This window comes from Microbacterium terrisoli, assembly GCF_030866805.1.
Classification (GTDB): domain Bacteria; phylum Actinomycetota; class Actinomycetes; order Actinomycetales; family Microbacteriaceae; genus Microbacterium; species Microbacterium terrisoli.
Genome location: NZ_CP133019.1, coordinates 1,665,432 through 1,677,748 on the forward strand (window position 1 = coordinate 1,665,432; position 12,317 = coordinate 1,677,748).

11 protein-coding genes are annotated in these 12,317 nt (G+C 68.6%); 8 read left to right on the top strand and 3 right to left on the bottom strand.

The genetic code is table 11. The features are described from left to right. Nucleotides 1-12 precede the first annotated feature (12 nt). The 6 genes from frr (at nt 13) to QU603_RS07245 (ending at nt 3,995) form a co-directional block, all read left to right on the top strand. A complete protein-coding gene (gene frr, locus QU603_RS07220; protein WP_308493971.1) occupies nt 13-567 on the top strand; it encodes a ribosome recycling factor in 555 nt (184 codons plus the stop codon). A gap of 12 nt (nt 568-579) precedes the next feature. Further along, nucleotides 580-1,626 (top strand): phosphatidate cytidylyltransferase, encoded by a 1,047-nt coding sequence (locus QU603_RS07225; protein ID WP_308493807.1) that lies wholly within the window; start codon nt 580-582, stop codon nt 1,624-1,626. Then, a complete protein-coding gene (locus QU603_RS07230; RefSeq protein WP_308493808.1) occupies nt 1,623-2,198 on the top strand; it encodes a DivIVA domain-containing protein in 576 nt (191 codons plus the stop codon). Before QU603_RS07225 ends, QU603_RS07230 begins: the two co-directional genes overlap by 4 nt. A 226-nt stretch (nt 2,199-2,424) precedes the next feature. Next, entirely contained in the window at nt 2,425-2,985 is a 561-nt protein-coding gene (locus tag QU603_RS07235; RefSeq protein ID WP_308493809.1) for an aggregation-promoting factor C-terminal-like domain-containing protein, read from the top strand. A 4-nt stretch (nt 2,986-2,989) separates the two neighbouring features. Then, nucleotides 2,990-3,274 carry an Rv1322 family protein gene (locus QU603_RS07240; protein WP_308493810.1) on the top strand — a complete coding sequence of 95 codons (285 nt, stop codon included), beginning with the start codon at nt 2,990-2,992 and terminating at the stop codon, nt 3,272-3,274. 1 nt (nt 3,275) lies between these two features. Beyond that, a complete protein-coding gene (locus QU603_RS07245) occupies nt 3,276-3,995 on the top strand; it encodes an alpha/beta hydrolase (protein ID WP_308493811.1) in 720 nt (239 codons plus the stop codon). Nucleotides 3,996-4,016: 21 nt separating this feature from the next. On the opposite strand, the gene QU603_RS07250 is transcribed toward QU603_RS07245, so the two are convergent. Continuing rightward, the gene (locus QU603_RS07250; protein ID WP_308493812.1) at nt 4,017-5,078 is read right to left on the bottom strand and encodes an AI-2E family transporter; all 1,062 of its coding nucleotides are present in this window, start codon (nt 5,076-5,078) and stop codon (nt 4,017-4,019) included. Nucleotides 5,079-5,350: 272 nt separating this feature from the next. Here QU603_RS07250 and QU603_RS07255 point away from each other — a divergent pair, with 272 nt between their 5' ends. Both QU603_RS07255 and QU603_RS07260 read left to right on the top strand, forming a co-directional pair. After that, nucleotides 5,351-7,144 (top strand): DUF8094 domain-containing protein, encoded by a 1,794-nt coding sequence (locus tag QU603_RS07255; RefSeq protein ID WP_308493813.1) that lies wholly within the window; start codon nt 5,351-5,353, stop codon nt 7,142-7,144. Further along, nucleotides 7,141-8,091, top strand: coding sequence for a tetratricopeptide repeat protein (locus QU603_RS07260; protein WP_308493814.1), 951 nt, complete (start codon nt 7,141-7,143; stop codon nt 8,089-8,091). The genes QU603_RS07255 and QU603_RS07260 overlap by 4 nt, the downstream gene beginning before the upstream one ends. A gap of 36 nt (nt 8,092-8,127) precedes the next feature. On the opposite strand, the gene glgB is transcribed toward QU603_RS07260, so the two are convergent. Both glgB and QU603_RS07270 read right to left on the bottom strand, forming a co-directional pair. Beyond that, nucleotides 8,128-10,278 (bottom strand): 1,4-alpha-glucan branching protein GlgB, encoded by a 2,151-nt coding sequence (glgB, locus tag QU603_RS07265; protein ID WP_308493815.1) that lies wholly within the window; start codon nt 10,276-10,278, stop codon nt 8,128-8,130. After that, nucleotides 10,275-12,269 carry a maltotransferase domain-containing protein gene (locus QU603_RS07270; protein ID WP_308493972.1) on the bottom strand — a complete coding sequence of 665 codons (1,995 nt, stop codon included), beginning with the start codon at nt 12,267-12,269 and terminating at the stop codon, nt 10,275-10,277. Before QU603_RS07270 ends, glgB begins: the two co-directional genes overlap by 4 nt. Between the last annotated feature and the right edge of the window lie 48 nt (nt 12,270-12,317).

Below are 12,317 nucleotides of genomic sequence, written 5' to 3' on the forward strand. Positions count from 1 at the left end.
ATGGGAGAGACCGTGATCGCGGACGTCTTGGCCGATGCTGCCAGCCGTATGGATAAGGCCGTGGAGATGGCGAAGGACGACTTCGCCACGGTGCGCACGGGGCGTGCCAACCCCCAGCTGTTCCAGAAGGTGCTGGTCGACTACTACGGCACCCCGACACCGCTGGATCAGCTCGCTTCGCTGAACGCCCCCGAGGCGCGCACGCTCATCGTGACCCCGTACGACAAGTCGGCGCTGAAGGCCATCGAGCAGGCGATCCGCGACATCCCGAACCTCGGCGTCAACCCCACCAACGACGGCAACATCGTGCGCATCACGATGCCGGAGCTCACACAGGATCGGCGCAAGGAGTACGTCAAGCTCGTGCGCACGAAGGGCGAAGACGCCAGGGTGCATGTGCGTGGAATCCGCCGCAAGATGAAGGACGACCTCGATGCGCTCAAGAGCGACTTCGGCGAGGATGAATTGGCGCGCGCGGAGAAGGAGCTGGATGCTCTGACCCGCTCGCACGTCGATGACATCGACGATGCTCTCAAGCGCAAAGAAGCGGAACTTCTCGAGGTCTGAGGAATCGGGCCGATGACCGATGCGTCCGGGCCGTCTCCGCAGGATGACGACCGACGAGAGCAGGCGGCTGACGACGTCTCTGCGAGCGGCGAAGGCACGTCGGTGCCCGATTCGACGGGAGACACGCCGTTGGCCGCGCTGCGTGCCGCCCGCACCGAGTTCGAGCATCAGGTGGCGCGTACGCGCGCCGACTTCGAAGAGGCCAATGAGCGCATCAAGCAGCGCACCGGCCGCGACCTGATCGTCGCCATCGCGATCGGCCTGGCGATCGGTGCGGTGCTCGTGCTGTCGCTGGTGATCTGGAAGCCCGTCTTCCTGCTGTTGGCCGCCGCCGCCGCCATCCTGGGCGTCTTCGAGCTCAGCCGTGCACTGTCCGGCAGCGGACGGCGCATCGATCTCGCGCCGCAGTTGGCCGGCGCTGCGGCGATGATCCTGTCCGCGTGGTTGCTCACGCTGTGGATGCACTGGGTGGCGGTGTGCGCGGCGGTCGTGCTGGTCGTCGTGTGGCGACTGTGCGCGGTTCTGATCGTGCGGGAACGACGCGGCGCGCAACAGGTGGGCAGAGACATCCTGGCCGGCACGCTCGTGCAGCTGTATGTGGCATTCGCGGCGAGCCTGTGCGTGCTGCTGCTGCGTCAGGACGGCGGCCAGTGGTGGGTGCTGGCGTTCATCATCATCGCCGTGGCGGCCGACACCGGTGCGTATGCGACGGGGCTGTCGTTCGGTCGCCACCCGATGGCACCGCGGATCAGTCCGAAGAAGACATGGGAGGGCTTCGGCGGCGCGGTGCTGGCCGCCCTCATCGCGGGCGTTCTCCTGGCGATCTTCATGCTGGGTCTCGTATGGTGGACGGGCCTGATCATCGGCGCTGCGATTCTGGTCACCGCCACCCTCGGCGACCTGGGCGAATCGATGATCAAGCGCGACCTCGGCATCAAGGACATGAGCTCCTGGCTGCCCGGGCACGGCGGCGTGCTCGATCGGCTGGATTCGATCCTGCCGTCGGCCGCTGCCGCACTCGCCCTGTATTACCTCCTGACCCCCCTGGTGGCTCCATGACGACTCACACTTCTGCTCAGGGCCGGCCTGCGGCCGCCATGTTCCCTCTGGTGACCGGCCGACGCAAGGGATACGCGGCCAAAGCGGTGGACGACTTCCTGCGCAACGCGCGCAGCGTGTTCGAGAGCGGTGGCACGACTCTGTCGGCCGCCGACGTTCGCTCGGTGGCGTTCCCGCTCGTGCGGCGCGGCTACCAGCCCGAGGCGGTGGATGCGGCACTGGCCCGCGTCGAGGACGCGTTCGCCGCGCGGGAGCGCAAGCGGGTGGTGCGCACCGGCGGCACCGGCGTATGGATCGACCGCACCCGGGCGCGGGCACAGGAGATCCTCGATCGCCTGAGCCGCCCACCTCGGCACCGTTTCGACCGGGCGCGGGGCCTCGGGTACGGCTACCGCATCGACGAGGTCGACATCGTGGCCGACCGCCTCTCGGAGTTCCTCTCCGACGGCAGACCGGTCACTGTCGAGCAGGTGCGCACCGTGGCCTTCCGCATGCAGCGGCGAGGCTACCGCGAGGCGCAGGTGGATGCCGTTCTGGACGCGGTCGTCGATGTCATGCTGGCCGTGGCATGACGACCCGCCGGGGCAGGGCGTGGCAACCGGTGCACGAGCCCGCTAGACTCGGGGAACTGTGACCTCCGGCAACCCGACGACCCCTGAGCCACCCCGCGCGGTCCTGCGCCGCGATCTGAAGGCGGCGGCTCTGGCTCCGGCATCTCAGACATCCTCTCGTCGCCCCCCGCGGGCGTCGCGTCGTCGACGTGTTCTGGGCGCCCTCGCGACGTTTGCGGTCGCCGGAATGGCAGCGGCATATCTCAGCCCCCTGGGCAGCACGATCATGACGCGCGCCAATGCACAGGTCGAAGCGCCCATCACGCTGTATGCCAGCGCGCTGGGCGACGCGCAGAGTGTGCAGGTCGTATCCACTGCAGCAGGCGCCTCCGCGGACTTCAGCCGCGACAGCTACGTCGTGTACGTCAAGCCCAAGCCCAAGCCGACGCCCACAGCGCCCGTGCAGGGGAGCGCGGCATCGGTCGGGGCACCGTTCGTCGCGCCCAGTCCGGGCACGGCGCAGGCGATCGCCTACCAGATGGTCAAGGCACGCGGCTGGGGCGAGGGCGAGTTCTCGTGTCTGGTGGCGCTGTGGAAGCGCGAGTCGGGCTGGCGGGTGAACGCCTCGAACAGCAGCGGTGCCTACGGCATTCCGCAGGCTCTCCCGGGCAGCAAGATGGCCACGGCAGGCAGCGACTGGGCGACCAACCCGGCGACGCAGATCACGTGGGGCCTCGGCTACATCTCCGCACGCTACGGCACGCCGTGCGGCGCCTGGGGACACTCCCAGTCGACCGGCTGGTACTGAGCCGGTGCCGCGGTCGCACCGTCGGCGCCCCGACCCGGCGCGTGACGACTCATTCGGGCGCTTCGTGAGCGGCTTCAAGCGCACCGAGGTCAAGCACGGTGCGGAATGGGTGGTCCAGCCGGTCTCTGAGCAACGCTCTCAGAAGGAATACACGTGCCCCGGCTGCGGCCGCGTGATCGAGGTCGGCACGGCACACCTCGTCGCCTGGCGCGCCGACGGGGTACTCGGCGATGCGGCAGACCTGGCCGCGCGGCGGCATTGGCACGTGCACTGCTGGAAGGTGTTCTGAGATGGAGATCCGCGGACCGATCCTCTTGCCGGCGCAGCGGGAGGACATCACGCTGCACACGACCGACGGGCTGACTCTGGTGGGCGAACTCGCCTCGCCGGCGATGCACGCACCCGTGGCGACTCTGGTCACGCTGCATCCGCTGCCCACCGCCGGTGGCTTCATGGACTCGCACGTGCTGCGCAAGGCCGCAGGACGGCTGCCGGCACTGGCCGACCTGGCCGTGCTGCGCTTCAACACCCGCGGGACCTCGTCACCGCGAGGGACCAGCGAGGGCGAGTTCGACGGCGGCGATGCCGAAGGGCTCGATCTTGCCGCCGCGATGGCCTTCGTGCGCGAACGCGGTCTTCCCCGGCCCTGGCTGGTGGGGTGGTCGTTCGGCACCGAGGTGGCGCTCAAACACGGTCTCGACCAGGATGTCGAGGGCGCGATTCTGCTCTCGCCTCCGCTGCACCGCACGAGCCCGGCAGAACTGGCCGCGTGGGCGGGCGACCGTCGGCGGCTGATCGCGGTGATTCCCGAGTTCGATGACTATCTGCGCCCGGCCGAGGCCCGCGAGAAGTTCTCTGCGGTCCCCGCCGCCGAGGTGATCGCCGTCGCCGGCGGCCGGCATCTGTGGGTGGGCGAGAACCAGACGCGTCGCGTGCTCGACGAGATCGTCGCGGCCGTCAACCCGTCGGCGCTGCCGCTGCCCACCCAGTGGGATGGCCCGCTCGGCTGAGGGGGCGACGCACGGCCCGCGTCAGCGTTCGTTCTGGCGGGGGATGATCACCTGTCGGTAGATGATCAGGATGCTGGCAGCCACCGGGATCGCGATCAGCGCGCCCAAGAGCCCCAGGAGCGAGCCACCGGCGAGGGCTGCGACCACGACCACGCCGCCGGGCACCGACACCGCGCGGTTCATGATGCGCGGCGAGATGAGGTACGCCTCCAGCTGCATGTAGATCAGGTAGTAGATCGCCGCGATCAGCGCCGTGGTCGGCGAGCTCAGCCCAGGGATCAGGCAGGTCAGCACGATGAGCGTCGATCCCGTGAGCGTTCCCACCAGCGGTATCAGCGAGAAGAAGAAGGCGATCACTGCCAGCACCGCGGGGAATGGGGCGTTGATGATCGACAGGAAGATCGAGCTGAGCACGCCGTTGATGACCGCGAGCGTCACCTGCCCCATCACGTAGTAGCCGACCGAGTCGGTGATCTGCTCGGAGATGTCGATGAACCGCTCGCGACGCGACGCCGGCACCAGGCGGAACACGGCGCGCTTGAGCGAGGGGATGGATGCCGTGAAGTAGATCGTCAGGATCAGCACGATGAAGGCGCCGGTCAGGCCTCCGAGGAAGGCGATGCCGACTTTGAGGACCCCCTGTCCGATGGACCCGCTGATCTCGCCGAGGTTCTTGAGCACCCAGTCCTGGATGGTGTTGTAGATCGTGTCCATCTCCAGGCCCGGGAAGGTGACCTCGGCCCAATGGCGGATGTTCACGAGCGTGTGCGGGTCTTGCGCGATCTGCGTGATCGTGTCGACCAGCTGCGTGATCTGATTGACGATCACCGGCACCACGACCAGGATGATTCCCGCGAACACGGCCAGGACCAGCAGGATCGTCAGCAACACTGCTGCCCAACGGCGCAGACGGCGCCGCTCCAGGAACGCCACGATGGGCTCGAGCCCGAGCGCGAGGAACAGCGCCGTGCCGAGGTACAGCAGGATGGTCGACAGGGTCTGCACGCTGCCGATGAGCATGAGGCCGACGCCGACGCCCAGGGTCGCCACCAGGGCGACGCGGAACGGGTTCTGCACCTTCATGGTGCTCCTCTCGGATTGGCCTGTCGCCGCGGGGCGTGTGTCACGGCGTGTGTCGGGGCATCCGTCCCGGAGCCGCTGTCACGTCAGACTACTTTCCCGACGCGTCCGCGTGGGCAGCGACCCTCCCGCACGTCACATGCGCTCTCGGTTCGGCACGCTGCGCACATCGGGAAATGTGGTGCTTCTCGGGGCGCACACAGAAGCCTTTCGCTAGTCTGGAACGTCGAGTCACCAGTCCGGCGAACCCGTGCCGGACTCGAGAGGAAGAATTCGTGCGTTTCGTGTGGGCCGTAGCAGCCTTCGTGCTGGCCGCCGTGATGATCGCCACGGGAATCGCGCAGCGGACGCTGTTCCAAGGCCCCAAGAGCGAGACGACGACGATCTCCGCGCCGTCGGAGACCTCTTACACGCTGATCGACGGTGCGGTGCTGAACCGGTTGCCCGGATCGCAGACTCTGCGCGTGGCGCACAGCGGCGACCTGTTCGCCGCGTACGGCCGCACGGTCGATGTGAAGGCGTGGCTCTCTGACACCGCCTACACCTCGGTCACCCTCGACAAGGGCAAGGTGGTCACCACGACCGTCCAACCGCAGCCCGCGGACGGAGCCGCTGCCACGCCCGCGCATCGCAACCCTGCGGGATCGGACCTGTGGTTGGACGAGTTCCACCAGGAAGACATCCTGATCCAGCATCTGCAGCTGCCCACCACGATGAGCGTGCTGGTCGCCTCCGACGGCACGAAGCCCGCGCCGGCCGATGTCTCGGTGACCTGGCCCATCAAGGCCACGACGCCGTGGGCAGGGCCGCTCATCGTCGGCGGTGCGGTGGTCATGGCCATCGGCGTCTTCCTGTACATCCTCGGCATCCGTCGTCTGCGTCGCTCGCGAGGCCCCCGGCGCAAGGCACTCCCGCCGCTGCCCGACACGGCGCCGATCGATCTGTCCGTCGAACAGGCGGACAAGGGCGTCATCACGGCCGGGCCGGCCGCGCCCACGCGCTCAGCGCGCCGGCGCAGTTTCGCCGTGCTGCCGGTGCTGGCCCTGTCGACCGTAATGTTCGCGGGGTGCTCGGCGGACGCCTGGCCGCAGTGGGGTGCATCGCCGTCGCCCACGCCGAGCGAGACCGTCGTCGATGCCGGGGACACACAGCAGCCGGCGGTGACCGCGTCGCAGGCGGATCGCATCGTCACGCACATCTCGCAGACGGTGGCCACCGCCGACGAGAAGAAGGACGCGAAGCTCGCCTCGACCCGTCTGGCCGGTGCCGCCCTGGCCGAGCGCACCACGAACTACCGGCTGCGCGCCAAGCTCTCCGACGAACAGGCGCTGCCGCCGTTGCCGGCATCGGGGATGAAGGTCGTCCTGCCGCAGGCGTACGAGGGCTGGCCGCGCACGGTGATGCTGGTCGCCGAGCAGAAGGACGCGAAGGCCACGACCTCGACGGTCATGATGATCTCGCAGCACGATGCCTGGTCGGAGTACAAGGTCGACTACGTCGGACAGCTGGATGCCACGACCCTGCCCGACGTCGCACCGACCTACGTCGGGGCAGCGGCCGTACAGCCCGACTCGTCGTTCCTCGTGATGCCACCCGACAAGATCGCCGCGGCGTACGCCGATGTCATCGACCATGGCACCAAGAGCCCGTCGTCCGGGGCGTTCGCGATCGACGGCGATCCGTTCCTGAAGGGCGTCACCGAGACGCGCAAGAACCAGCTCGTCAAATTCCAGAAGACGGCCAAGAAGACCGGGAGCATGGCGTTCTCCGCCACGGCCGGGACTTTCCCGCCGCTGGCCCTGGCGACCTTGGAGAGCGGCGCGATCGTGGCGCTGAACGTCCACGAGGTGGAGACGGTCAAACCCACCAACAAGGACGCGGTCATCAAGCTCGACAAGACACCGCGGGTCCAGGCGCTGACCGGCGTGAAGGAGTCTCAGTCGGGATTCGTCACGACGTACAGCGACCAGCTCTTCTTCTACGTGCCGGGAGTCGGTGCTGGGGATTCCCAGATCCGACTGCTGGGCTATTCTTCGAACATCCTCGGAGCCAAGGTGGTCAGCAAGTGAGCGATCAGAATCCCCACGTCAATCCCAGCACCGTGCTGCGCGGCGCCGTCGACCTGTCGTCGCTGCGCAATCGCCCCGCGCCTGCCGAGCAGGCGGCGACCCCCGCGGTCAGCGGGCTGGTCATCGAGGTGACCGATGCCACGTTCGGGGAGGTGCTGCAGCTCTCGCGCACCGTCCCGGTGGTCGTCGACCTGTGGGCCGAGTGGTGCGGACCGTGCAAGCAGCTCAGCCCCATCCTGGAGAAGGTCGTCACCGAACTGGCCGGGCGCCTGGTGCTCGCCAAGGTCGACGTCGACGCGAACCCGCAGTTGGCACAGGGATTCCGTGCCCAGTCGATCCCCATGGTCGTGGCGCTGGTGGCAGGTCAGCCGGTGCCGCTGTTCACGGGCGCCGTGCCCGAGCAGCAGGTGCGTGACGTGTTCGATCAGCTGCTGCAGGTGGCCGCGCAGAACGGTGTGACCGGAACCGTCGACGCCGCCGGCGGCGACACTGACGCTGACGCTGACACAGCCGAGGCTCCCGCCGAGCCGGAGCTGCCGCCGCTGCACGCCGAGGCGTTCGCCGCGATCGAAGCCGGCGACTATGGCCGCGCCGCCGTCGCCTACGAGCAGGCATTGGCCGAGAACCCGCGCGACGAGGACGCGCGCGCGGGGCTCGCACAGGTGCGGCTGCTGCAGCGGGTGCAGGGCGCAGACCTTCACGAGGCGAGGGATGCTGCAGCGGCCGCGCCGCTGCAGGTCGACGCGCAGCTCGCCGTGGCCGACCTGGACATGGCCGGCGGGCACGTCGAAGATGCCTTCGACCGCCTTCTCGAGCTGTTCGGCGCGCTGCCGTCCGACGAGCGGACCCCGGTGCGCGAGCGCCTGCTGGAGCTGTTCGGCCTGGTCGGCGACACCGACCCGCGTGTCGGCTCTGCGCGGCGCCGGCTCACGTCGTTGATGTTCTGAGCGACGCGGGGCGTCGTTTCGTCTCGCTCGGCTGGCTCAACGACCGGGGTGGTGCACGAGCCAGAGCACACCCAGCGGCGGGAGCTGCAGGAGTGCAAGACCTGCGGCATCCGTCTGAACGGCGCCGAGATTGCCGACGCCCGAGCCGCCGAAGGCGGAGGAGTCGCTGTTGAGGATCTCGTCCCAGCGTCCGGCCGCGGGCAGGTGCAGCGGGTGGTCGCGCAGCGGCGCACCCGAGAAGTTGCACACCACGACGACGGTCGACCCGCCGCCGTCGCGCCGGAAGGCCAGCACGTCGGGATTCCACGAGGGCGCTCCGAGCCGCTCGAACGCGGACGGGTCCCCGTCGCGCTGCCACAGCGCGGGCTGGTCGGCATAGGTCGCGTTCAGCGCCGCCACGAAGTCCTGCAGCTGCCGGTGGCTGGGCTGGTCGAGCAGCCACCAGTCCAGCGGGCGCTGCTCGGACCACTCCGAGAGCTGACCGAACTCCTGGCCCATGAACAGCAGCTGCTTGCCGGGGTGCGCCCACATGTAGGACAGGAACGCCCGCATGTTCGCGAGCTTCTGCCAGTGGTCGCCGGGCATCTTGGCCAACAGGCTTCCCTTGCCGTGCACGACCTCGTCGTGGCTGATCGGCAGCACGAAGTTCTCGCTGAACGCGTACACGAACGAGAACGAGAGCTCGCCGGCGTGGTGGGAACGGTACATCGGGTCGCGTTGGATGTAGACGAGCGAGTCGTTCATCCACCCCATGTTCCATTTGAAGCCGAAGCCGAGCCCGCCGTGGTCGGTGGGTGCGGTGACACCGGTGAAGCTGGTGGACTCCTCGGCGATCATGGCGACACCCGGGTGCAGCCGGTATGCGGTCGCGTTCACCTCCTGCAGAAACCGGATGGCCTCGAGATTCTCGCGTCCGCCGTGGATGTTCGGCTCCCACTCGCCGTCGGCGCGTGAATAGTCCAGATACAGCATCGAGGCGACGGCGTCGACACGCAGCCCGTCGACGTGGAACTGCTCGAACCAGTACAGGGCGTTGGCCACGAGGAAGTTGCGCACCTCGTTGCGGCCGTAGTCGAAGATGTACGTGCCCCAGTCGCGATGCTCGCCACGCCGAGGATCGGGATGCTCGTACAGCGGTGTGCCGTCGAACCGACCCAGCGCGAACGCATCTTTGGGAAAGTGCCCCGGAACCCAGTCCATGATCACGCCGATCCCGGCCCCGTGCAGGCGATCGATGAGGTATCTCAGGTCGTCGGGCGACCCGTACCGGCTGGTCGGGGCGTAATAGCCGCTCACCTGGTAGCCCCACGAGCCTCCGAAAGGGTGCTCGGCAAGCGGCAGGAACTCCACGTGGGTGAAGCCGAGCGACTGCACATGCGAGATCAGAGCGTCGGCGGCTCCGCGATAGTCCATGTGCTCGCGCCACGAGCCGAGGTGCACCTCATAGACCGACATCGGCCGGGCAACCGGCTGCTGGGCTGCACGCGCGGCGATCCACTCTGCATCGGTCCAGGCATACGTCGAGGCGGCGACCACCGAGGCTGTGGCCGGCGGCACCTCGGCTGCCTGCGCCATCGGGTCCGCCTTGAGGATCCAGTCGCCGGCAGGGGTGCGGATCTCGAACTTGTACACGGCACCTGCGGCCAGGCCCGGCACGAACAGCTCCCAGACGCCGCTGGCCCCCAGTGAGCGCATCGCGTGCCCGCGACCGTCCCACGCGTTGAAGGAGCCGACCACGCGTACGGCGCGGGCATTGGGCGCCCACACTGCGAAGGCGGTGCCGACCGAGCCGTCATCTTCGCGCACATGCGCACCCAGCACGTCCCAGAGGCGCTCGTGGCGGCCTTCGCGGATGAGGTGCAGGTCCAGTTCGCCCAGGCCGGGCAGATGGCGATACGGATCGTCACAGGTGTTGCCCGACCCGTCGGGGTAGACGGTCTCCAGCACGTACGGGCGCGCGCGGCCGCTTTTCGCGCCGGCCCAGATCCCTTCGCGCACGTGCATCAGAGGGACCCGCTCACCGTCGGCGAACACGGCGGTCACAGAGCGTGCCAGGGGGCGCCGTGCCCGCACCGTCCACACCGCGCGACCGGTGGCATCCACGTCCTGATGCAGGCCCAGCACGTCGTGCGGAGCGTGGTGCTCACCGTGGGCGACGGCATCCAGCAGGGCGTCGGAGATGGTCATCGCGGCTCCTTTGCGTGCACCACGTGCACGATGTGCACCGGTTCGGTGAACGCGTCCAGGCGCACATAGTCGTGGTCGGTCCAGGTCCACCGCGCTCCGGTGATGAGATCTTCGGCCTCGAAGGCGTCGCCGGGCCGGATGCCGAACACCGTGGTGTCCAGATGGATCATCGTCTGGCGCACCGAATGCGGGTCGACGTTGGCGACCACGATGATCGTGTCGGCAGCGCCGGTGGGCGACAGGTCCGCATCGACGTGCTTGGCGAACACGAGCACGCCGTCGTCGTCGCTCGCGTGGATCGTGAGATTGCGCAGCTGCCGCAGCGCCGGGTGCGCGGTACGGATCTCGTTCAACCGCCGCAGGTACGGGGCGAGGGAGTCGCCGGATGCCTCGGCGCCGGCCCAATCGCGCAGCTTGTACTCGTACTTCTCGTTGTCGATGTTCTCTTCCGACCCCGGCCGGGCGACGTTCTCGAACAACTCGTAGCCGGCGTACACGCCGTAGGAGGCGCCCGCCGTTGCGGCGATGGCGGCGCGGATCTTGTATGCGGGACGCCCGCCGAACTGCAGATACTCGGTGAGGATGTCGGGGGTGTTCACGAACAGATTGGGCCGCAGGAAGTCGGCGGTGTCATTCGCGACCGACGAGAGGAACTCTTCGAGCTCGGCCCTGGTGTTGCGCCAGGTGAAATACGAGTAGCTCTGCTGGAAGCCGGCCCGCGCCAGCGCCTGCAGCGGAGCGGGCCGGGTGAACGCCTCAGCGAGGAACACGACATCCGGGTTCTCGTCGGTGACGGTGCGGATCAGCCACTCCCAGAACTGCAGGGGTTTGGTGTGGGGGTTGTCGACGCGGAAGATCAGCACTCCCTGGGCGATCCAGTGCCGGACGATGCGCAGCACCTCGGCGCGGATGCCGTCGGGATCGTTGTCGAAGTTGATCGGATAGATGTCCTGATACTTCTTCGGCGGGTTCTCGGCATAGGCGATGGTGCCGTCGGGCAGGGTGGTGAACCATTCCGGATGAGAGCTCACCCACGGGTGGTCGGGCGAGGCCTGCAGGGCCAGGTCGAGGGCGACCTCGAGTTTCTCTCGGCGCGCAGCGCGGACGAAGGCGCGGAAATCGGTGAGCCTGCCGAGATCGGGGTGTACGGCGTCGTGCCCACCGGCGGCCCCGCCGATCGCCCACGGCGAGCCCGGATCGCCGGGGCCGGCCTCCAGCGCGTTGTTCGGGCCCTTGCGATGCGTCAGACCGATCGGGTGGATCGGCGGCAGGTACACGACCTGGAACCCCATCTGCGCAACCTGCGGCAGGCGGGCGGCCGCGGTGCGGAAGGTGCCGCTGCGCACCGAGCCGTCCTCCTGCCGCTGGGCACCCTCGGATCGCGGGAAGAACTCGTACCAGGCGCCCACGCCTGCCCGTTCGCGTTCCACGCGCAGCGGCAGATCGACGGAGAGCGTCACGAGGGACTGCAGAGGGCGTTGTGCGAACGCGCGGGCAAGAGCGTCGTCTTCGACGACGGCGAGGGATGCCGCAGCATCCTCACCCGCCGAGGCCAGCCGCTTGGCCGCCCGACGCAGCAGCGTGCGCTCTGATGCGGGTCGGTCGGTGTCGGCCGCCGCGCGTTCGAACAGCAGCCGGCCGCCCGCGGCGGTGACGGCGATGTCGACGCCCCCGGTGAGTTTGATGCGGGCCGTGTGCCGCCAGGTGGCGACCTCGTCGGCGAACGACTCGAAGCGGAACGACCAGTCGCCCTGCTCGAGGAGGCCGATGTGCGCGACCCAGCGGTCGAATCCATCGTTTCGCGGCGTCACCCGGTGCAGCGACTCGTCGCCGGACGGGGAGAACAGTCGCAGATGCACCCCGATCAGGTCGTGCCCCTCTCGGAACGCCGTCACGCGGAACGGAACGATCTCGCCGGCGAAGGCCTTCGGGCGGATGAGGCCTCCGTCGCTGAGCGCAGGCCGCGGATCCACGAGCGGGATGCGGCCCATCGTGGTCGTGCCGGCCTCTGCAGCCGGCGCCGGGCGGAGAGGGATCGC